15 protein-coding genes are annotated in these 20,914 nt (G+C 73.4%); 5 read left to right on the top strand and 10 right to left on the bottom strand.

Annotation, left to right across the window (positions count from 1 at the left end; all coding sequences use genetic code 11):
* Positions 1 to 16: 16 nt before the first annotated feature.
* The 6 genes from SGA01_RS07215 to SGA01_RS07240 all read right to left on the bottom strand — a co-directional run bounded on the left by SGA01_RS07215 (position 17) and on the right by SGA01_RS07240 (position 7,095).
* Positions 17 to 1,330: an aminotransferase-like domain-containing protein gene (locus SGA01_RS07215; RefSeq protein ID WP_229918272.1), complete on the bottom strand. Its 1,314-nt coding sequence runs from the start codon at positions 1,328 to 1,330 to the stop codon at positions 17 to 19.
* Positions 1,327 to 2,439, bottom strand: a complete 1,113-nt coding sequence (locus tag SGA01_RS07220; RefSeq protein ID WP_229918274.1) for an alpha-hydroxy acid oxidase — start codon at positions 2,437 to 2,439, stop codon at positions 1,327 to 1,329. Before SGA01_RS07220 ends, SGA01_RS07215 begins: the two co-directional genes overlap by 4 nt.
* Positions 2,436 to 3,569, bottom strand: a complete 1,134-nt coding sequence (gene hppD / locus SGA01_RS07225) for a 4-hydroxyphenylpyruvate dioxygenase (protein ID WP_141294467.1) — start codon at positions 3,567 to 3,569, stop codon at positions 2,436 to 2,438. The genes SGA01_RS07220 and hppD overlap by 4 nt, the downstream gene beginning before the upstream one ends.
* A 286-nt stretch (positions 3,570 to 3,855) precedes the next feature.
* Positions 3,856 to 5,262: an amidase gene (locus SGA01_RS07230; protein ID WP_141294469.1), complete on the bottom strand. Its 1,407-nt coding sequence runs from the start codon at positions 5,260 to 5,262 to the stop codon at positions 3,856 to 3,858.
* Between the two features lie 107 nt (positions 5,263 to 5,369).
* Entirely contained in the window at positions 5,370 to 5,906 is a 537-nt protein-coding gene (locus SGA01_RS07235) for a hypothetical protein (protein WP_141294472.1), read from the bottom strand.
* A gap of 43 nt (positions 5,907 to 5,949) precedes the next feature.
* A complete protein-coding gene (locus SGA01_RS07240) occupies positions 5,950 to 7,095 on the bottom strand; it encodes an alkene reductase (RefSeq protein WP_141294474.1) in 1,146 nt (381 codons plus the stop codon).
* A 141-nt stretch (positions 7,096 to 7,236) separates the two neighbouring features.
* Between SGA01_RS07240 and SGA01_RS07245 the strand changes: the two genes are divergently transcribed.
* The 3 genes from SGA01_RS07245 to SGA01_RS07255 all read left to right on the top strand — a co-directional run bounded on the left by SGA01_RS07245 (position 7,237) and on the right by SGA01_RS07255 (position 12,354).
* The gene (locus SGA01_RS07245) at positions 7,237 to 10,554 is read left to right on the top strand and encodes an ATP-binding protein (RefSeq protein WP_174867221.1); all 3,318 of its coding nucleotides are present in this window, start codon (positions 7,237 to 7,239) and stop codon (positions 10,552 to 10,554) included.
* A 103-nt stretch (positions 10,555 to 10,657) separates the two neighbouring features.
* Positions 10,658 to 11,290 (top strand): RNA polymerase sigma factor, encoded by a 633-nt coding sequence (locus tag SGA01_RS07250; protein ID WP_141294476.1) that lies wholly within the window; start codon positions 10,658 to 10,660, stop codon positions 11,288 to 11,290.
* On the top strand, positions 11,287 to 12,354 hold the full coding sequence (locus tag SGA01_RS07255) for a CU044_5270 family protein (RefSeq protein WP_141294478.1): 1,068 nt from the start codon (positions 11,287 to 11,289) through the stop codon (positions 12,352 to 12,354). The genes SGA01_RS07250 and SGA01_RS07255 overlap by 4 nt, the downstream gene beginning before the upstream one ends.
* A gap of 31 nt (positions 12,355 to 12,385) precedes the next feature.
* Here SGA01_RS07255 and SGA01_RS07260 read toward each other — a convergent pair whose 3' ends face one another.
* On the bottom strand, positions 12,386 to 13,606 hold the full coding sequence (locus SGA01_RS07260; RefSeq protein WP_141294480.1) for a saccharopine dehydrogenase family protein: 1,221 nt from the start codon (positions 13,604 to 13,606) through the stop codon (positions 12,386 to 12,388).
* 132 nt (positions 13,607 to 13,738) lie between these two features.
* Between SGA01_RS07260 and SGA01_RS07265 the strand changes: the two genes are divergently transcribed.
* A complete protein-coding gene (locus SGA01_RS07265; protein ID WP_141294482.1) occupies positions 13,739 to 14,473 on the top strand; it encodes a TetR/AcrR family transcriptional regulator in 735 nt (244 codons plus the stop codon).
* Between the two features lie 24 nt (positions 14,474 to 14,497).
* Here the strand turns inward: SGA01_RS07265 and SGA01_RS07270 are convergent, their stop codons facing one another.
* From SGA01_RS07270 to ligA, 3 genes are all read right to left on the bottom strand, one after another.
* Positions 14,498 to 16,120 (bottom strand): MFS transporter, encoded by a 1,623-nt coding sequence (locus SGA01_RS07270; RefSeq protein WP_141294484.1) that lies wholly within the window; start codon positions 16,118 to 16,120, stop codon positions 14,498 to 14,500.
* Between the two features lie 167 nt (positions 16,121 to 16,287).
* A complete protein-coding gene (locus tag SGA01_RS07275) occupies positions 16,288 to 16,935 on the bottom strand; it encodes a TetR/AcrR family transcriptional regulator (protein ID WP_141294486.1) in 648 nt (215 codons plus the stop codon).
* Between the two features lie 172 nt (positions 16,936 to 17,107).
* Positions 17,108 to 19,183: an NAD-dependent DNA ligase LigA gene (ligA, locus tag SGA01_RS07280; protein WP_141294488.1), complete on the bottom strand. Its 2,076-nt coding sequence runs from the start codon at positions 19,181 to 19,183 to the stop codon at positions 17,108 to 17,110.
* A gap of 208 nt (positions 19,184 to 19,391) precedes the next feature.
* Between ligA and rox the strand changes: the two genes are divergently transcribed.
* Complete coding sequence (rox, locus tag SGA01_RS07285) at positions 19,392 to 20,822, top strand: rifampin monooxygenase (RefSeq protein WP_141294490.1); 1,431 nt, start codon at positions 19,392 to 19,394, stop codon at positions 20,820 to 20,822.
* Positions 20,823 to 20,914: the final 92 nt, after the last annotated feature.

A 20,914-nucleotide genomic window follows, 5' to 3' on the forward strand; every position in this document is an offset into this window, starting at 1 on the left:
ATCCAAACGAAACGGCCTAGGCGTTCGCTTGTCGGGCGGCGGCGACGAACGCTGCGAAGCGGTCCAGGGCTTCGTCGACGTCGCCCGGGTCGACGGCGCTGCACGACAGCCGCAGGCAGCGCAGGGGGACGGCGCTGCCGTAGAAGTGGTGGAGCGGGGTCCACAGCACGCGGTGGTCGCGGGCCGAGCGCTCCAGGGACTCGTCGGTGACGTCGAAGGGGACCTCGACCACCACGAAGAAGCCGCCCGCCGGCGTGTTCCAGCGGACCCCGGAGGAGGCGGGGAAGCGCGCGGCGAGCCCGTCGAGGAGGCGGCCCAGGCTCTCCCGGTAGACGTCGGCCTCCCGCCGGGTCGCCTGCACCAGGCTGCAACCGTGTTCGAGGAGACGGCCGCCCACCACGGCCTGGGCGATCGGCGAGGTGTTGACCGTCACCATCGACTTGGCACGGGCCAACGCGTCGGCCAGATACGGCCCTTCGTGCGCGGGCTGGTCGGCGACGGCGTACCCGATGCGCGCGCCGGGGAACACGGTCTTCGAGAAGGAGCCGAGGTGGACGACCCTGCGGTGCGTGTCCAGGGCCTTCAGCGTGGGAACCCTGTCGGCGTCGCCGCCGAGCGGGAAGAGTCCGTACGGGTTGTCCTCCAGGATCAGGATGTCCTCGCGGACGGCGAGGTCGAGCAGCGCGCGGCGGGCCGCCTCCGGCATGCGCAGGCCGGAGGGGTTGGCGTAGTCCGGGACGACGTACAGGGCGCGGGGGTCGAGGCCGTCCGCGCGGGCCTTGGCGACCCGGTCGGCCAGATCCCGCAGGTCGACACCGTCGCGGCCCTCGGCGACCGGGTGGACCGGCAGGTCGAGGAGGCGGGCGGCGCCGGTGACGCCGATGTAGGCCGGATTCACGGCGAGCAGCACGTCCCGGTCGTCCCGGCGGAGGGCGCGGAGGGTCAGGAAGAGCGCCTCCTGGCAGCCGGTGGTGACGAGGATCGCCTCGGGGTCGACGTGGATGCCCTCGTCGGTGGCGAGTTGACGGGCGATCAGTTCATGGATGATGCCCTTGGTCCGGCCGTACTGGAGGAGCGTGCGGCGGACCTGCTCCTCGGTGCGGCCGGTCGCGGTGCGCAGGTGGTCGCAGTAGACGCGCAGGGCGCGGTGGATGTCCTCGACGTCGTAGAAGCCCTCGTGCGGGGTGCCGGCGGCGAGGGAGAGGGCGTCGGGGTGGCGTCCGGCGACCTCGTTGAGGAAGTTCATCGAGGAGAGGAGCGGGTCGCCGACGGCGGGGTGCAGTGCGTAGGAGTCGGGTACGTCCTGGTGTGGCGCCTCGGGGGTGGTCACCGGAGGTCACCGCCCTGGGCGCGGAAGGTGCGCAGCCGCGCGGCGGAGGCCGGGTCGGGGCAGCCGGCCAGGGCGAGGGCGTTCTCCAGTTCCTCGCGGAGCAGGGTGAGGACCCGGGTGACGCCCGACTCTCCCCCGGCGGCGAGACCCCACAGCACGGGTCGGCCGACGAGGACGCCCGAGGCGCCCAGAGCGAGGGCCTTGAGGATGTCGGTGCCGGTGCGGACGCCGCTGTCGAGGAGGATCCGGCTGCGGCCCGCGACGGCGTCGACGACGGCCGGGAGCGCGTCGAGGGCCGGCAGTGCGCCGTCGAGCTGGCGGCCGCCGTGGTTGGAGACGACGATGCCGTCGGCGCCGTGGGCGGCGGCCCGGTCGGCGTCGGCGGGGTCGAGGACGCCCTTGAGGACGAGCGGCAGCCGCGTGTGGTCGCGCAACCAGTCCAGGTCGCTCCAGGACAGGGAGGGGTCCACGACGCCGGCGGTCTGGGCGGCGATGGCGCTGACGCCGTCCCTGGCGCCGCGCGGGACTCCGTCGCGGCCGCGCTCGAAGTGCACGGCGGACACGCCCTCGGGGAGGGTGAACGCGCCGCGCATGTCGGCCTGTCGGCGGCCCATGTACGGGGTGTCGACGGTCAGCATCAGGGCGCGGGCGCCGGCGGCTTCGGCGCGGGCGAGGAGTTCCTTGGTGAGGCCGCGGTCGCGCAGCCAGTACAGCTGGAACCAGAGGGTGGCGCCGGTCGCGGCGATGTCCTCGACCGGTGTGCTGCTGAAGGTGCAGGCGGTGAAGGGGACGCCGGCGGTGAAGGCCGCCCGGGCCGCGGCGAGTTCGCCGTCGGGGTGGACGGCGCGCTGGTAGGCCATGGGGGCGACGGCCAGCGGCAGCGCTGCGGGGTCGGCGAGGAGGGTGGCGGTGGTGCTGGTGGCGGAGACGTCGGCGAGGACGCGGGGCACGAGGTGGAGCCGGTCGAAGGCGGCGCGGTTGGCGGCGAGGGTGAGTTCGCTGCCGGCGCCGCCGGTGACGAACCGCTCCACTCCGACGGGCAGGACGCCCGCCGCGAGGGCCTCCGCGTCGGCGGGGGTGACCATCCCGTCGAGTGCGCCGGGGGTCACTGGGCGTTCTCCGTGCGGGTGTCGCCCTCGTGCTCGGCCTTCTCGGCCTGCACGGCCTCGTAGAGCGCGCGGACGTTTCCGCCGCCGAAGGTGTCGGCGCCGATCCGTTCGATGATCTCGTAGAAGAGGGTGCGCTGGGGGTGGACGGTGCGGGTGAAGATCTGGAACAGCTGGCCCGCGTGGTCCTCGTCGGCGAGGATGCCGGGCTCGCGCAGCTCCTCGACGGAGTGGCGGCTCAGGTCGAGGCGGGCGGCGAGCGCCTCGTAGTAGGTGTCCGGGGTGGAGAGGAAGACGATGCCGCGCTTGTCGAGGCGGGCGACGGTCTCGACGATGTTCTCGGTGGCGAAGGCGAGGTGGTGGACGCCGCCGCTCCCGTGCCGGGCGAGGAAGTCGCCTATGTGTCCGGCCTGGTGGTCGGGGCTCGGGGCGAGGACGGTGAAGGTCAGATCGCCCGCGGGGCTGCGGACGGCCTTGGAGTCCATGGCCTCCTTGCCCTGCACCATCAGCTCCTCGTAGACGGACTCGTAGCCGAAGGCCCGCTCGTAGTAGCCGGTGGAGGAGGCCAGTTCGCCCGTCCGTACGGTGACGGCGACGTGGTCGAGGACGGTCAGTGCGGGCGACTCGGCTGCCTGCGGGGCGAGTTCGGCGACCGGCACGAAGCCGGGCAGGGGCAGCGGCGTGCCGTGCGCCTCGGCTCCGGCGGCCGGCCGCTGCACGAGGGTGTGGTGTACGTCGTCGAATCCGGCGGCCACGCGAGCGGTGACCCAGCCGCCGGGGTGGTCGGCGGGCCCGTCCCGGAGGGTCGCTCCCCGGGCGGCGACCTCGGCGAAGACGGCACGCGCGTCGGCGGTGGTCAGCGCGATGTCGGCTATGCCGTCGCCGTGGACGGCCGTGTAGGCGGCGGCCGGGTGGGTGGCATCGAGGGCCTGGGTGACCACGAGGACGATGTCGCCCTGTCGCAGGGCGAACGACCGGCTCGCGCCCTCGGCGCCGGTGCGTTCGGCGGTCGCGAACATCTGGAAGCCGTAACCGCCGGTGAACGCCTCGGCGGCGGCACGGGCGTCGGTGACGTACAGCTCCACATGGCTGACGAGCAGCGAGGAGGAGGAAGCAGTGACGGGCTGGGCCATGAGGACGGGTCCTTATGTACGGGGACGGTGCGGGCAGTTCGGATCCGCGAGGCCCGTGGGACGCGTTCGGTCCCCCGTGTCTCGACGCGATCGAGCCAATCCTGACTGCTCGCACCGATCAAGGCCAGCCTCTTACGCGCGACACCCCGCCGAGGACCGCCGGAAGAATTCTCCGGCACCGGCCGTCGGCGGGGAAGACGTACGAGATTCGGCGGCTACGGCAGGAGAACGCGCGGTCGCCGATCCGGGCCCGTCCCGGCCGTGGCGCGCACCGTCGGACGCGGTGTCACGCGTCCTGGATGCGCCGGAAGGGCCGGTCCGCCTCCAGCGCGAACGCGACCTCCAGCAGCGTCCGTTCACTTCCGGGGCGGCCGGCGAACATCACGCCGATGGGCAGGCCGTCCTCCGTCGCGCCGGCGGGCAGCGAGATCGACGGCGTACCGACGACGTTGTCGACCGGGGTGAACGCGACGTACGCGAGGATCCGCTCGATCAGGGTCGCGTAGGGAACGGCCGGGCTCAGATGGCCGATCGGCGGCGTCGTGTGGGCGAGCACCGGGGAGAGGACGAGGTCGAGTCCGCGGAATCCCGCCGCGTACGCCTCCTTCGTCCGCTTCAGCCGCCGCACCACGCCCGGCGTGCTCCGCCACTTCTTCAGGTACTCCTCGCGCAGCCCCCGACTGAGCCCGTCCATGCGGTTCCGGTCGAAGTCCGGGCCGAAGGTGCGGCCCGTGGTCCCGATGAGGAACGACAGCATCCCCCAGTAGGTGAGGAAGTCGTCGGTGAAGCGGGGGTCGATGTCCAACTCGACCGGCTGGACGGCGTGTCCGAGCCTTTCGAGCCGCTCCGCGGTCTCCGTGACGGTCTGCCGGGTGGCGGCGTGGGAGTGGACACCGCTCGGCGAGTCCTTCAGGTACCCGATGCGCAGCCGCCGCCCCGAGGGGCCCTCGACCAGGCCGACGGGCGGCAGCTTGGGGTTGCGCCAGGACAACTCGGCGTCGGCGAGGAACGCGGCGGTGTCCCGCACGGAGCGGCTCACGATGCCGTCGGCGACGATGTCCAGGGGCAGTTGACGGCTCTGGTCGTGCGCGACGACCCGGCCGCGGGTCGGCTTGAGGCCGACGAGGCCGCAGCAGGCGGCGGGTATGCGGATCGAACCGCCGCCGTCGTTGGCGTGCGCGATCGGCACGGCCCCGGAGGCGACGAGCGCCGCACTGCCGCCCGACGAACCACCCGCCGAATAACCGGTGTTCCACGGGTTGCGCACGGGCTCGGCGCCCTCGAACTCCGTGGTCGGGCTGAACCCGAACTCGGGCAGTCGGCTCTTGCCCAGCACGGTGACGCCGCAGCTCAGGAACTGCCGCGTGAACGGCGAGTGCTTCCGAGCAGCGCGCGGGGTGAAGGCCGCGCTGCCGTGACCGGTGGGCAGTCCCACGTAGTCGGTGTTGTCCTTGACGAAGGTCGGCACCCCGGCGAACGCCCCGCGCGCCCAGACCGCGGGGTCCGGTGCGGAGACGTGTGCCTGGACCGCGTGGAGCCGTGCGTCGACCTCCCGGACCCGCTCGACCGCGTCCCGGGCGACCTCGGCGGCGCCGACCTCGCCCCGCCGGATGGCGTCGGCGAGCCCGACGGCGTCGTGCTCCCCCAGGGCGTCGTCCCGGAAGGCGTGCACCGTGGTCCGTTCAGTCGTCACCGTTACCTCAGCCCCCTGCTGTGTGGATGGATGAACACCATCATTGCTTACCCGTAAGTAACACGCGAGGGAATCCGGGGAGGCTGTGCGTCCTGGCCCGTGGTGTGTCACGGTCCGGCCCAGCCGGTGGCCGCCACCACCTCTCGCGCGATGTCCGGAACCGCCCGTCCGTCGGTCGCCACCCGTACCGTGTCGGCGGGGGCCCGCTCGTCCAGGAGCCGCGCCTTGCGGGCGCTGCCCGCGATCTCCTGCTCCAGTTCGGAGCCGAGTTCCCGGCCGGTCAGCCGCTCGCCCGTGACGTCGTCGGAGGCGGTGAGCAGCACGCGGACGATCCGGACGCCCTCCCCCATCACCCGCCCGAACATGTCCCCCACCTCCGGCAGCACGCTCACGGTGTGCGTGTAGACCAGCCGACGGCAGCCCACGCGGGCGTAGTTGGCCCACACGGCCGTCAGATTGCTCTCGGCGATGTCCCAGCGGTTCGGGTCGTCGTCCGGGGCGGGATGGATCTGGCCCAGGTAGTCGCCCTCCAGGACCGCGTGCCCGATCGAGGCGGCCCGCAGCGTGGCCGAGACCTCCCACCCCACCGTCGTCTTGCCGACGCCCGCGCGCCCGCCGATGAGGAGTACTTCCGGATGTTCCATGGCCGGTAGCGTGCCAGCCCGCGACCACCTCTGGCGACCGGATTCAGCCGAGCGTCGGGTAGTCGGTGTAGCCCGTCTCACCGCCGACGTACATGAGGTGCGCGTCCCGGATGGGATTGAGGGGGGCGCCGGTGCGCATCCGGGCGACCAGGTCGGGATTGGCCAGGAAGGAGCGGCCCAGGGCGATCAGGTCGGCGCCGGCGGCCAGGAGCCTCTCTCCGGCCGCGCGGCCGCCGTCGGCGGGCAGCGGGCCGGGCCACGGCAGGGCGGGGTTCGCGATCAGCGTGCCCGGCCAGGCCGCGCGAAGGGTGTGGAAGAGCGGCTGGTCGGGATCGGCGAAGACGACGTGCAGGTACGCGAGGCCCAGCTCGCGCAGCTCGCCCACGAGGGCCGGGTAGACGGCGTCGACGTCGTCCTCCCGCATCGCGTTGGCGGTGACGCCGGGCGCGATGCGCACTCCCACCCGCTCCGGGCCGATCGCGTCGGCGACGGCGCGGACCACCTCGACGGTGAAGCGGATGCGGTGGGCGACGGAGCCGCCGTAGCCGTCGGTGCGGCGGTTCGTGGCGCTGGAGAGGAACTGGTGCAGCAGGTAGCCGTTCGCGGAGTGGACCTCGACGCCCGCGAAGCCCGCGTCCACCGCCCGGCGGGCCGCGGCGGCGAAGTCCGCGACGGTGGACCCGATCTGTTCCTCCGTCATTTCCCGGGGGACCACGGACTCCTGGTGCCCGGACGGGGTGAAGATCGTGTCGGGCAGCGGGACCGGTGACGGGGCGAGCGGGTGGTGGCCGCTGGTCTCCGGGTGTCCGACCCGGCCGCCGTGCTGGAGCTGGAGGAACATCCGCCCGCCGGCGTCCCGCACGGCGTCGGTGACGCGGCGCCAGCCGGCGACGTGCGTGTCGTCGTGGATCGCGGGGATGTGGGGGTACGTGGCACCGACCGCGTTGGGCGTCGCGGCCTCGGCGATGATCAGCCCGGCCGAGGCCCGCTGGGCGTAGTACGTGGCCATGATCGGCTCCGGAACACCCGTCGCGCTCGCACGGTTCCGGGTCATCGGCGCCATCACCAGCCGGTTCGGCAGCGTCAGGGCGCCGAGGCGGGCGGGCTCGAAGAGCGCGGAATCGGCGGTCGCGGCCTTCGCGGCCTTCGCGGCCTTCGTGGTCGGCACCGAGGTCGTGGTCGTGCTCATGGTCGTGCTCCTTCGTCCGTCTCTTCGGCGGGGCGGCGTGCCCGCTGAGCAGACTGTTCCGCGGCGCGCTTCGGGTCCGCTGACGGTCCGCTGACGGTCCGCTGACGGTCGGATGATCATCGCTGTGTAGGGTCGGGTCGCATGAGGTTCGGGGTGCTCGGTCCGGTGGCGGTGTGGGGTGCCGACGGCACGCCGGTGCGCGTCCCGGAGACCAAGGTGCGGGCGCTCCTGGCCGATCTTCTGGTCCATGACGGGCAGCCGGTGTCGGCCGACCGGCTCGTCCACGACATCTGGGGCGACGCCGTCCCCGGCAATCCCGCCAACGCGCTCCAGGCCAAGGTCTCCCAGCTGCGCCGGGTCGTCGGCCGTGACCGTGTGCTCCACCAGCCTGCCGGGTACCGGCTGCGCCTCGACGGCGGTCCCGCCGAGGTCGACGCCGGACGGTTCCGGCAGCTCGCGGCGGAGGCCCGGCTCGTCGCCCCGCCACGCGCCAGGGCGGCGCTGCTCGGCGAGGCCCTGGACCTGTGGCGCGGAGCCGCGTACGCGGACTTCGCCGACGAGGAGTTCGTACGCCCCGCGGCCGAGCGCCTGGCCGAGGAACGGCTCACACTCGTCGAGGAACAGGCCGAGGCGCGGCTGGAGTTCGGCGATCCCCTGCTGCTCGGCGAGACGGCCGGTCTCGTCGCCCGCCATCCGCTGCGCGAGCGGTTGCGCGCCGTGCGGATGCGCGCCCTGTACGGCGCGGGCCGGCAGAGCGAGGCCGTCGCCACGTACACGGAGCTCCGTACCCTGCTCGCCGACGAGCTGGGCCTCGACCCGACCCCCCGGCTCGCGGCGCTGTACGAGGCGATCCTGCGCCAGGACGTCGGACTGATACCCGCGGGAGCCACCGGCGGGGAGAGCCGGCGCGTGACGGCCGCGGTCCCGTCCGCCCGCCCCGGCCCGGACCCTCACACGCCCCGCCGCCAGAACCTCCCGACGCCGCCGACGACTCTCGTGGGACGCGGCCCCGCACAAGAGGCGGTCGTCCGGCTCCTCGGCACCGAGCGGCTCGTCACGCTGACCGGACCCGGCGGTGTGGGCAAGACGCGCCTGGCGCTGGCCGTCGCCGCGCAGCTCGCCCGCGACCCGGGCGGCACCGCGCGCGACGGCACCGCGCCCGACGACACTCCGCTCGACGGGGGCGTACCCGACGGTGTGTGGTTCGTCGAGTTCGGCGGTCTCCCCGCCGAGACCGCCGATCTCGTCCAGGCCGTGGCCGCGGCCCTCGGCATCCGCGACACGGTGTCGTCGGCGCGCGGCGCCGCCGCCGATGCCTCGGCCGTGCTGCACGGCGCGCTGCGGGACCGTCGGGTGTTGCTGGTCCTCGACAACTGCGAGCACGTGATCGAACCGGCCGCCGAGCTGACCGCGTCCCTGCTGCGGACCGCGCCGGGCGTGCGAGTGCTCGCCACGAGCCGGGAGTCCCTTCGGCTCCCCGGCGAGACGGTCTACGCCGTCGCGCCCCTCGAACCCGACGACGCGGCCCGGCTGTTCACGGAGCGGGCCGTCGCTGCGGCACCCGACTCCGCACCCGACTTCGCCACCGGAGGCGATTCCGGAGATGAGGAGAGCGGCGGGGTGCGGGACGCCGTCGCGGAGATCTGCCGTCGACTGGACGGGCTCCCGCTCGCCCTGGAACTCGCCGCCACCCGCGTCCGGACCCTCGGTGTGCGGGAGCTGGCCGTGCGCCTCGGCGACCGCTTCCGGGTCCTCGCCTCCGGGCAGCGCGGTCTCCCGGCCCGGCAGCAGACGCTGCGTGCGGTGATCGACTGGAGCTGGGATCTGCTCGCCCCTCCCGAGAAGGCCGTACTGCGCCGCCTCGCCGTCCCCGTCGGAGGATGCGCGCTGGACACGGCGGAGTCGGTGTGCGCGGGCGACGGCATCGACCGTGACGAGGTGCCGGACCTGGTGGGCCGGCTGGTCGACCGCTCCCTCGTCTCGGCGACCCGGACCACCGACGGACCGCGCTACCGGCTGCTCGAATCGGTCGCCGCGTACGCGCGTGAACGCCTGCACGAGGCAGGGGAGTTCACCGCCGTTGCGGATCACCACGCCCTCTACTATCGCCGGTTCGCGGAGCGCGCCGAGCCCCACCTGCGCGGCGCGGGCCAGCGGCGTCGGCTCGCACGGCTGGACGCCGAGTCCGCCAACCTCCGTGCCGCTCTCGACCACTCCCTGCGGACGGCCGAATGGCCCGACTCGGCGCGCCTGGCAGCCGCCCTGTGCCCGTGGTGGCTGCTGCGAGGCCGGCTGCACGAGGCCCGGCGCACCCTCGCCGCCGTCGTGGACGCCCTCCCGGCCGGCACAGCCGCCGAGGAGTCGGCCGAACTCCGCCTGCTCCTCGGGGCCTTCACCATGCTGACGGGCGGGCGCGCGCCGGAGACGGACCGCTCCGAGACCGATCACCTTGAGGCGTTCATCGCCGACCCCGCACGGCACGGGCGCGCGCTCTGGTTGTTCGCGTACGGACTTCACCACGCGGGCGACCCGACAGCGGCCCACACCGTCAACGCCCGCGCACTCGACCGCTTCGTCGAGGCCGGCGACCGTTGGGGCACCGCCGCGGCCCGGGCCCTGCGGGCCCACACCTCGTTCGCCGCCGGCGACCTGCGGACGGCACGCGAGGACGGTCTCGACGCCGCCCTGGCCTTCCGTGACCTCGGCGACGGGTGGGGCGAGTTGCTGACCGTGCCGGTGCTCGCCGCCCTCGCCGAGATCGAGGGTGACTACGATGCCGCCACCGCCCGGCAGACCGAGGGGCTGCGCCTCGCCGAGGGCCTGGGCCTGGCGGTGGAGGCCTCGGCACGGCTCGGCGGCCTCGGGCGCCTCGCGCTCATGGCCGGCGACTGGGAACGCGCCCGCTTCCTGCACGAGCGGGCCCGGCGCGCGGCGGCGGAGCAGGGCCACATGTTCGGCGAGGTGTTCGCGCTCATGGGCCTCGCTCTCGGCGCACGGCGCTCCGGCGACCTGGACGCCGCCGAACGCCACCTGCGGACGATGCGCGACGCGTACCCGTCGTCGACCGCGGGGAAGCACCTGATCCATGTGGAGCTCGGCTTCGTCGCCGCGCTCCGCGGGCAGGTGGCCGAGGCTGCCGCCCACCAGTGCCGCGGCCTGGAGTTCGCCGAGCGGCTGGATCCGCGCGCGCTCGCGCTCTCCCTCGAGGGCCTCGCCGGCGTCGCCGCGGCCACGGGCGGCTCACCTCAGCTCACCCGCGCCGCCCTGCTCCTCGGTGCGGCGGACGCGGCCCGCCGGAGCGTCGGTGCGCCGCTCCCGGAGGCCGAACGCACCGACGTGCGCCGCGTCGCCGCGGTAGCCGTGCGGGCGCTCGGCGAATCCGCGTACGCCACCGCGTTCCAGGCGGGTGCGGCCATGCCGCTCGCGGAGGCGGTCCGCAGGGCGGGCGACGGGACCTGACCCGGGCATGGCACCGGCCTCGCCACCCGCGGACCCATCGGGACTGCTGTGGCCTGCGTCACGTTCTGGGAACTCGTTCGGGCCGGCCGGACAGTCCGCAGATATGGAGACGAGTGTGCGTGCCCGAATACGAGCGGGGGATTCCGATGCCTTCGGGTCCCTCTTCGACGACTACGCCCGGGCGGTGCACAACCACGCCTTCCGGCTGACCGGCGACTGGTCCGCGGCCGAGGACGTGCTGTCGCTGACGTTCCTGGAGGCCTGGCGGCTGCGGGCGTCGGTGGATCCGGACGGTGGGTCCCTTCGCCCCTGGCTGCTCGGGATCGCCACCAACGTCGTACGGAACACCCGCAGGGCCGCCCGGCGTCACGAGGCGGCCCTGAACCGTCTGCCGCGCGAGGAGGCGCTCCCCGACTTCGCCGACGAACTGGTCGGCCGGATCGACGACGCGGAACGGGTCGCGGCGCTCCAGGCGGCGCTCTCCCGGCTGCGGCGCCCCGAGCGCGAGGTGGTCGCCCTCTGCGTCTGGTCGGGTCTGGACTACGCGGCCGCCGCCCAGGCGCTGGACGTCCCGGTGGGAACGGTCCGTTCCCGGCTGTCCCGCGCCCGCAAGAAGCTCCACAAGTACGCCGGGACCGACCTCTCGTCACGGAACGGGAACTCGGCGCCGGGTCGCGGACAGATAGATGGTGACCGCACTTCCGCGGTCCGGCCCATCCAGGAGGAAGCCCGATGAGCACCACCCCGTCCCGGCCCACCCCGGCCGAACACGAGGAGATCGCCCGGCTGTTGCCCGTGCCGGCCGAGCGGGACCGGCCCGCCCGCCACCACCAGGCCCTCAAGGACCAGCTGCTGCGCGAGTTCCGGCAGGACGCCGCTCCCGCCGCCGCTCCGGCCTCCAAGCCCCGGTTCGGTGTGCGCCGTCTGGCGATCGTCGCCGTTCCCCTCGCGGCGGGCGCGCTGGCCGTCACGCTGGCGACGAACGGCGCGTCCGGCCCGACGCCCGGCGCCGAGCCGAACGTCGCCGTGGCCCCCGGCTCGGCCGGGAAGGCCCCGGAGGCGACGCCGGCGACGGTGCTGCTGGACCGCATCGCCACCGTCGCCGCCGCCAAGCCGGCCCGCACCGTCCGCGACGACCAGTACATCCACGTCTCCAGCACGGTCGCCTGGTCCAGCCAGAGCGACGCCGACCCCGTCATGCGTCTGGACACCCCCCACAGCCGCGAGGTCTGGCTCTCGGTGGACGGGAGCAAGCCCGGACTGCTCCGCGAGCGGGGTGAGGAGATTCCGCTGGCCGGTGCGCTGGACAAGGACGGTCGGCCCGTCGACCCGGTCGGCAATCCCCATCCCACGCTGAACAGCCCGACCTACCGCTTTCTGGAGTCGCTGCCCACCGACCCCGACGCGCTCCTGAAGAAGATCTACGACGAGACGAAGGGGCAGGGACCCGGGCCGGACCAGGAGGCGTTCGTGACGATCGGCGACCTGCTGCGCGAGCAGCTCGCTCCGCCGAAGGTCAGCGCCGCCCTGTACAAGGCGGCGGCCCGGATCCCGGGTGTCACGGTCGTCGACGACGCGGTGGACGCGGCCGGACGTCACGGCGTCGCCGTCGCCCGCGTCCACGCCGGCGAGCGTACCGAGTGGATCTTCGACAGGAAGAGCCTGGAGTTCCTCGGCGAGCGGGGCGTCTTGGTCGAGGACACGAACTGGGGCAAGTCCGGCCAGGTCACCGCCACCACCGCCGTCCTCTCCCGTGGCGTCACGGACAAGACCGGCGAGGCCCCCGGCCGCAAGGGCTGATCCAGCGGCACCGGCCGCACCGGCGGCCCGCTCACTGCTCGCGCAGGCCCCAAGGGGATCCGTACGCGGTGAGCAGGTCGAGGAAGGGGCGCGGGGCGAAGGCCTCGGGGCCGAGGACGCCCGACCGGGACCAGGTGCCGTCGGCCAGCAGCTCCAGGGCGACGACCGGGTTGATCGCGGTCTGCCAGACGACGGCCTGGCAGTCGTACTCCCGCATCGACCATTCGTTGTCGACCACGTGGTAGAGGTAGACCTCGCGCGGCGCCCCGTCCTTGACGCCCTTGACCCACGTCCCCGCACAGGTCTTGCCGGTCATCCGGTCGCCCAGGGTGGCGGGGTCCGGGAGGACGGCCGCCACGATGTCGCGCGGCGAGACCTCGGCCGGGCCGAGGCTCGTCGCCACGGTGACGGGTGCGGTGCTGTCGAGGCCCAGCGCGTGCAGGGTCCTGAGCTTGCCGATGAAGTCCTCGCCGAGGCCGTACTTGAACGTGACCCGCTTCGCGTCGATCCAGCGCGGTACGAGCAGCACCTCCTCGTGCTCGACGTTCACGCACTCCACGGGACCGATGCCCTCCGGGAAGTCGAAGACCTCGGGCTCGCTGAACGGCTCGGTGGTGAACCAGCCGCGGTCGGCCTCGTAGACGACCGGCGGGTTGAGGCACTCCTCGATGGTCGTCCAGATGTTGAACGACGGAGCGAAGTCGTAGCCCTCGACCGCGAGGTTCGCGCCGTCACGGATGCCGATCTCCTCGATCTCGTCGAAGAGCTCGTCCGCGGCGTAGCGGGCGAAGACGTCGGAGAGGCCGGGCTCGACGCCCATCCCGACCAGGGCGAGCCGGCCGGCCTTCTCCCACTCCTCCGCCTGCGCGAACTGGGCGTCGCCCAGCTTGACCCCGCACTGCTCGTACGGGCGCTCGGGGTGGGGGCGCGAGAGCGACATCGCCATGTCCAGGTAGTGCGCGCCGGCCGCGGCGGCGGCGTGGAACAGCGGCAGGACGAAGCGCGGGTCGGTGGCGTTGAGGAGGACGTCGCAGCGCTGCTCCTTGAGGAGGGCCGCGACGGCCGCCTCGTCGGAGGCGTCCGTGCGGCAGGCGCTGAACCGGGCGTCGCCGTCGCCCAGGGCGGCGACGGCCGCCTCGGCGCGGGCGAGGTCGTAGTCGGCGACGACCATGTGGTCGAAGAAGGAACGGCGGGCCGCGATCCGGGTGATCGCGGTGCCCACTCCACCGGCGCCGACGAGCAGTACACGCATGACAGGAATCTCCCTCTCCGAGGCTGTTACCTGAGCTGTGACCTCTGGTGCAGGTGATGAAACCCCCGTTCCCTCGCTAACGTCTATGGCGTTGGCATAAGGTGCCCGGGGACGGTGGGAAGGAGCCTCGTCATGGGCAAGCAGGTGGTGCCGGAGTCGGCGCGCAGACGGCGGCGCCCGACGAAGAACGGCGCGGTCCTCTCTGAGCGGCTGATCGTGGAGACGGCGCTGCGGATGCTGGCCGAGCACGGCGGCCAGGGCCTCACGGCCCGGCGTCTCGGACTCGCGCTGGGCGCCGATCCCAGCACGCTCTACCGGTACTTCGCCGGTATGGACGAGCTGACGCTGGCGATCGGCGCGGAGCTCGTCGGACGGGCGCTGGACGGCTGGAGGCCCACCGGTGACTGGCGCGCCGACCTGCGCCGACTGGGTCTGCGCATCCACGGCGCCTACCTCGCGCACCCGCAGGCGGCCGTGCTCACCGCGAGCCGCGTCACCGGGCGGGAGCAGGAGACGGCCGTGGACGAGGCGATCCTGGCCGTGCTGCGGACCGCGGGCTTCCCCGACCCGGACGCGGTACGGATCTACCACGCCTTCATCGACCAGAGCCTCGCCTTCGCCGCCCTGGACGCGGCCTCGCTCGCCCTGCCCGCGGCCGCCCGCGAAGCCGACGAGCACAAGTGGGAATCGACCTACGCCCGGCTGTCGGCCGCCTCGCACCCGAACATCGCCGCGACGGCCGGCCTGCTGGCCGCGCGCATGAACCACAGCGCCTACCCGACGGCCCTGGACATGCTCCTGGACAGCGCGGCGGGCCAGCTCGGGCGGGCGACCGGGCGAGAGGCCACGCGCCCCTCGGGCGCGTAGCCTCTCCCTTCGCCGCGGGTCCTCCTACGCGGCGTCGACGCGCTCGGCGGTTCCCCCCGCGGCCCGGTCGGCCGCCTCGCCCGAGGGCCGGTCGCGCTCCGCGCGGCGGCGGCCGGGCAGGACGACGAGGACGATCGCCGTACCGACGGCCATGATGATCCCGCCGACGAGGCTCGTCGCGGAGACGCCGTGGGCGAAGGACTCGTGCACCGCACCGACGAGGGCCTGGGCCTGCTGGGGTCCCGCGGCCGGGTCCTGGGCGACCCGCTCGGCGACGGCGAGTCCGGCGCCCACCGAGTCCTGGGCCGTGTGGAGCGCGGCGGCGGGAAGGCGGTTGCCGACCAGGTCGGCCAGTTCGTCCCGGTACGCCGTCCCGAGCAGGGAGCCGAGGACCGCGATGCCGAGGGAGCCGCCGAGCTCCAGCGCGGTGTCGTTGGCCCCGCCGCCGACCCCCAGCTCCGACTCGGGGAAGGAGCTCATGATCGTGTCGGTGGCCGGTGAGACGCTCAGGCCGATCGCCAGGCCCAGCATCATCATCGGGGCCAGGAAGTCGGTGTACGTCGAGCCGGTGTCGATCCGGGTGAGCAGCAGGACACCCGCCGTGCCGATCGCCATGCCGGCCGCGACCGTGACCTTCATGCCCAGCTTCGGGGTCAGTCGCCCGGTCGCCGCGGCACCGACGAAGACGGCTCCGGCCAGCGGCAGGAGCCGTACGCCGGTCTCCAGTGCTCCGTAGCCGAGGACGAACTGCAGGAACTGCGTCGCGTAGTAGATCGCGCCGAACGTCCCGAAGAAGAAGAACAGCACCGCCAGCATGGAGCCGCTGAAGGGGCGCAGCCGGAACTTGCGGACGTCGAGCATGGGGTGCGGGTGCCGCAGCTCCCACCACACGAAGGCCGACAGGGCCACGCCCGCCACCACCGCCGCGGTGACCGGACCCGCGCCCCAGCCGAAGTGCGGGCCCTCGATGGTCGCGTACACCAGGGCGCCGACGGAGAGGATGGACAGCAGCCCGCCCACGTAGTCGATCCGCCCCATGCCCCGGGCCTTCGACGGCGGGACCAGGAACAGGGCGCCGACGACGGCGAGGACGGCGACGGGGACGTTGATCAGGAACGTCGATCCCCAGGCGTGGTCCTCCAGGAGCCAGCCGGCGACCAGCGGGCCGACGGCGATGGCCAGTCCCGAGGTGGCCGTCCAGGCCGTGATGGCCCGGGCGCGCTCGCCCCGGGGGAAGATCGCGACCAGCAGGGAGAGCGTCGCCGGCATGACGACGGCGGCGCCGACGCCCATGATCGCGCGGGCCAGGATGACGGACGAGGTCCCGTCGACGAGGCTGCCCAGCACGGATCCGGCCGCGAAGACCACCAGGCCCGTGACGAGCGCGCCCCGGCGGCTGTACTTGTCGCCGATCGCACCGAGCACGAGCATCAGGGCCGCGTACGGGACGGTGTAGCCGTCGATGACCCACTGGAGATCGCTGCTGCTCAGGCCGAGGTCCCGGGTCATGTCCGGCGCCGCCACGATCAGCGACGTGTTCGCCATGACGACGATCAGCAGGCTCAGGCACAGGACCAGCAGGGCCCACCAGCGCCGCGCGTACGGCCCGTCCATCTTCTCGACGGGTGTGGTGATGAAGGGGGGCATGAGGGGGCTCCTAGCGGCACGAGTTAATTGCCCATTGATGTGCAGGCTAGGTTATTGCCCATCGGTGTGCAAATAACGTGCGCGTCCGGGAGACGGCTCTGCCCCGGCGGTGTACGCCGGGGCAGAGGAGAGGAAGCGAGTCCTCGGGCGGAACTCGGGGGAAGGCCTCAGTCGGCGGGGGCCGCCTCCGGGACGATCGCCGACGCGACGTCGTCGACCACCCGACGTGCCGTGTCCTCCCGTACGCCCGCGGCGACGAGTACGGCGACGGCGACCGGGGCCCCCTCGTCGCCGAGGTCCCCCGTGTTCACCGCCTCAAGCAGTGCGACCGTCATGGCCTCGAGTGCGGCGCTCAGCACGCCGGGCGGGAGGTGCGCGGGAAAGACCCCGTCTCGTTGGCCCCGCTCCAGGATGGCCGTGGCCGCGTCGCGGGCGGGGGCCAGGATCTCGGCGACGCGCTCGTTGCCGAGGTCGCGGCGGGCCAGCGCCAGCAGCATCCGGTACCGGTCCCCCACGGGCCACATCGAGAGCACGAAGTACGCCAGCGCCCGCTCGGCCGGCTCGTCGGGCCTCGCCCCCGCGGTCAGCGCACTGCGCAGCGCCTCGGAGGCCTCCTCGGCGAGAGCCTCCAGCAGGGCCTCGCGCCCGGGGAAGTGCCCGAAGAGCGTGCGCCGTACGACACCCGAGGCGCGCGCCAGCTCCTCCAGCGTGATGTCGGGGTTGCGCCCGAGCTCTCGCCGGGCCGTGGCCAGGATGCGCGCCCGGTTGGACCGCGCGTTGCGTCGCAGCGGCTGACGGGCGGCGGGCTTGGTCACGTGAACCTCGGTGGATCGGTGGGGAGCAGGACGAGAGGCCGGAGTACGGAGTGCCGGCGGCGGCGTCGAACGCCTCGTGGGGCGAACGGAATCGCCTTCATTCTGGCATGCGGGCCTCGACGCCACGGGGCCCGACGAGCCGCTCCACGCGCCCGCGGGAGCCGTCCTCCGATCAGTCCAGATACGCGGCCGTGAGCGCGGCGAAGTCCTCCGGCGTGAGGACCTCGACACCGAGCTCCTGGGCCTTGACGGCCTTCGAGCTCGGCTTGCCGTTGGCGGAGGGTGCGGCGACCAGGTAGGTGGTCCGGGAATTGACGCCGCTGCCCACGCGTCCGCCGGCCTTCTCGATCAGCGCGCCCATCTCGGAGCGCCCCCAGCCGTCGAGCGGACCGGTCATCCTGCCCGTCACGACGACGGTCTTGCCGGTCAGCGGCCCTTCGTCGGCCTGCTCGGACTTCTGCTCCTGGGGCTCGGTCATGGTGACGCCGGCCGCGATGAGCTTGTCGATCACCGGGGCGAGCGCGGCGACCTGCTCGACGATGACCGGGGCCTTCTCCGGGCCGATGCCCTCGACGTCCTGCAGGACGGCCGCGTCGGCCGTGCGGATGGCCTCCATCGTGCCGAAGTGCGCGGCGATGCGCCGGGACATGCGGCGGCCGGTGCCCGGTATGCCGAGCGCGCAGAAGACGCGGCTGAGGGGCCGGGTCTTGGCGAGCTCGATCTGCTCGGCGAGCTTCGCACCACGCTTGGCGCTGCCGGAGGCGGCGGTGAGCCGTTCCTCGGTGAGGGTGAACAGGTCGGCGACGTCGCCCACGTCGCCGGCGGCGATGAGCGCGTCGACGTACTTCCTGCCGAGGCCGTCGATGTCCAGGATGTCGCGCCCGGCGACGTACTCGATGAGCGGGGCCAGCGCGCAGGCGGTGCCCTTCGCGCAGCGCCACCGCTCCTGGCTCTTGTCGATGTCCCCCGCGCAGTGCGGGCACCGCTCCGGCAGGGGGACCGGTGTGGCGTCCTGCGGGCGGAGCTCGACGACGGCGGCCTCGACGCGCGGGATGATGTCGCCGGCCTTGTGGACCGTGACGGTGTCGCCGATGTGGAGGTCGCGCCGGAGGATGTCGGCGGGATTGTGCAGGGTCGCGCGGGTGACCGTGGATCCGTCGAGCTCCACCGGAGCGAGGATCGCGGTGGGCGCGAGCACGCCCGTACGGCCGACGTCCCAGATCACGTCCTGCAGCACGGTCTGCCGCTCGACCGCGGGGAGCTTGTAGGCGATGGCCCAGTACGGGAAGCGGCTGCCGGTGCCGGCCGCCGCCTGCTCGGCGGCGCTGTCGGCCTTGATGACGACGCCGTCGATGCCGAAGGGCAGGCCGGCGCGCAGTGCCGCGATGGCGTCGACCTTCTCCCGCGCCTCGTCGAGCGTGGCGACCACGTGCAGTCCGGCCGGGCTGTCCGCCGTCGTCCGCACGCCCGCACGCGCCACCGCGGCGAGCGTCTCGGCGTGGGTGGCGCCGGCGGGGAGGAACGTCTCGCCGTCGAGGTCGACCGCGCCGTACGCCCAGAACGTCATGGGCAGGCGGTACGGGCGGTCCTTGGCCCGCAGGGTGCCCGCAGCTCCGTTGCGCGGGTTCGCGAAGACGGCGCCACCGTGCGCGGTCCTGACCTCGTTGGCGGACTCGAACTGCGCCTGGGTGAAGAGGACTTCGCCCCGGGCCTCGAAGGTGGCGGGGACCGCCAGCTGCTCGGGCAGGCCCTCGATCGTGCCGATGACATGGCTGACGTCCTCGCCACGGGCGCCGTCGCCCCGGGTGATGATCTGGACGAGCCGTCCGTCGCGGTAGCGGGCGGCGACGGCCGCGCCGTCCATCTTCGGCTCGACGGTGAAGCCTCCCGTCGGCTCGTGGCCCAGGCGACGCCCGAGCGACGCTCCCCAGGCCGCGAGCTCCTCGGGCGTGAAGACGTTGTCCAGGCTGAGCAGGCGCGTGGTGTGCGCGACGTCGCCTTCGGGGGCGGCTCCGTCGGCGACCTGGCCGGTGGGCGAGCCCGGCGCGACGGCCTCGGGATGCCCCTCCTCCCATGCCGTCACCGCCAGCCGCAGCCGGTCGTACGTGACGTCGTCCATGAGGCTGTAGCCCGCGCCGTAGTACGTGCGGGACGCCTCGCGCAGGCGGTCGACAGCGGCCTCGTACTCGGCGCGCCCGGCGGCGCTGGACATGCTGGAGAACGCCTCATCGGCGGAAGGGATCGTCATGAGGAACATCCTTGCGCACGCCACTGACAACGCCCGGTGCGCGACGGCGCCGGCCGACAAAGACGGCCGGGAACGACGAAGGCGAGGAGTACGCGCACTCCTCGCCTTCTTCAAGGTATAGCCCACAGGGGGACTTGCGGCAAGGCCCCGGGTATGACGCAGAATCAGCGACCTCAGCCACGACCTGCGGAAATGGGTAAGAATCTTGATGACGCTCGACGTAATCATCGCCGGCGGCGGACCGACCGGACTGATGCTCGCCGCCGAACTGCGCCTGCACGGTGTGCGGGCGGTCGTGCTGGAGAGACTGGCCGAGCCCACCCTCCAGCAGCGTGCGCGCGGGATCCACGCGCGCAGCGTCGAGGTGATGGACCAGCGCGGTCTGCTCGACCGGTTCCGCGCGGTCGGCGAGCCGTTCTCGGTCGGCGCCCTCTTCTCCGCCATCACCAAGCCGTGGCCGGAGAAGGCGGACACGGCCCACCCGTACGGGCTCCTGCTCCCGCAGACCGTGACCGAGCGGCTGCTCACCGAGCACGCCGTCGAGCTCGGCGCCGAGATCCGGCGCGGCTGCGAACTGGTCGGGCTGAGCCAGGACGAGGACGGGGTGACCGCCGAACTCGCCGACGGGTCCCGGCTGCGGGCCCGCTACCTCGTCGGCTGCGACGGCGGCCGCAGCACGGTCCGCAAGCTGCTCGGCGTCGGTTTCCCCGGCGAGCCGGCCAGGAACGAGACGCTGCTCGGCGAGATGGAGCTCGCCGAGGACCCGGCGACGGTCGCCGAGGTGACGGCGGAGGTCCGCAAGACCCAGGTCCGCTTCGGCACCATCCCCAACGCGGACGGCACGTACCGCGTGATCGTGCCCGCCGCGGACGTGAGCGAGGACCGGCCGGCCACGCCGACCATGGAGGAGTTCACGGAGCGGCTCCGGGAGGTCGCCGGAACCGACTTCGGCGCCCACTCGCCGCACTGGCTCTCGCGGTTCGGCGACGCCAGCCGGCTGGCGGAGCAGTACCGGGTCGGCCGGGTGCTCCTGGCCGGCGACGCGGCGCACATCCACCCGCCGACCGGCGGGCAGGGCCTCAACCTCGGTGTGCAGGACGCGTTCAACCTCGGCTGGAAGCTGGCCGCCGAGGTGAACGGCTGGGCCCCGGAGGGCCTTCTCGACAGCTACCACGCCGAGCGGCACCCGGAAGGCGAGCGCGTGCTGACCAGCACCCTCGCGCAGGGTGTGCTCCTGGAGGACGGACCGGGCGCCAAGGCACTGCGCGAGCTGTTCTCGAAGCTCCTGGACTTCGAGGAGGTCAACCGGTACATCACCGAGTCGATCACCGCGGTCGGCGTCCGCTACGACCTCGGCGAGGGCCACGAACTGCTCGGCAGGCGGCTGCGGGACCTGCGGCTGAAGCAGGGGCGCCTGTACGAGCTGATGCGCACCGGTCGCGGGCTGCTGCTGGACAGCACGGGCCGGCTGTCGGTGGAGGGCTGGACCGACCGGGTCGACCATGTCGTCGACCCCACCGAGGAACTCGACGTACCCGCCGTGCTGTTGAGGCCGGACGGCCATGTCGCCTGGGTGGGCGAGGACCAGCAGGACCTGCTCGATCACCTGCCGAAGTGGTTCGGCGCCGCGGCACGTTGAGGCGGAATCCCCCGTGACGCGTGCCACACGGCAGATGGGATGGCGGGCCCGCGCACGGGGGGTCCGATCGGCGGCAGCGGAACGTTAGTGCG

This window comes from Streptomyces gardneri, from assembly GCF_006539185.1.
Taxonomy (GTDB): domain Bacteria; phylum Actinomycetota; class Actinomycetes; order Streptomycetales; family Streptomycetaceae; genus Streptomyces; species Streptomyces gardneri.

What these genes read in the sequence shown, in the direction of transcription:
- hppD (WP_141294467.1), bottom strand. Translation starts at nt 3,569, where the DNA reads ATGGCCCAGCCCGTCACTGCTTCCTCCTCCTCGCTGCTCGTCAGCCAT.
- SGA01_RS07235 (WP_141294472.1), bottom strand. Translation starts at nt 5,906, where the DNA reads ATGGAACATCCGGAAGTACTCCTCATCGGCGGGCGCGCGGGCGTCGGC.
- SGA01_RS07240 (WP_141294474.1), bottom strand. Translation starts at nt 7,095, where the DNA reads ATGAGCACGACCACGACCTCGGTGCCGACCACGAAGGCCGCGAAGGCC.
- SGA01_RS07245 (WP_174867221.1), top strand. Translation starts at nt 7,237, where the DNA reads ATGAGGTTCGGGGTGCTCGGTCCGGTGGCGGTGTGGGGTGCCGACGGC.
- SGA01_RS07250 (WP_141294476.1), top strand. Translation starts at nt 10,658, where the DNA reads ATGGAGACGAGTGTGCGTGCCCGAATACGAGCGGGGGATTCCGATGCC.
- SGA01_RS07255 (WP_141294478.1), top strand. Translation starts at nt 11,287, where the DNA reads ATGAGCACCACCCCGTCCCGGCCCACCCCGGCCGAACACGAGGAGATC.
- SGA01_RS07260 (WP_141294480.1), bottom strand. Translation starts at nt 13,606, where the DNA reads ATGCGTGTACTGCTCGTCGGCGCCGGTGGAGTGGGCACCGCGATCACC.
- SGA01_RS07265 (WP_141294482.1), top strand. Translation starts at nt 13,739, where the DNA reads ATGGGCAAGCAGGTGGTGCCGGAGTCGGCGCGCAGACGGCGGCGCCCG.
- SGA01_RS07270 (WP_141294484.1), bottom strand. Translation starts at nt 16,120, where the DNA reads ATGCCCCCCTTCATCACCACACCCGTCGAGAAGATGGACGGGCCGTAC.
- ligA (WP_141294488.1), bottom strand. Translation starts at nt 19,183, where the DNA reads ATGACGATCCCTTCCGCCGATGAGGCGTTCTCCAGCATGTCCAGCGCC.
- rox (WP_141294490.1), top strand. Translation starts at nt 19,392, where the DNA reads ATGACGCTCGACGTAATCATCGCCGGCGGCGGACCGACCGGACTGATG.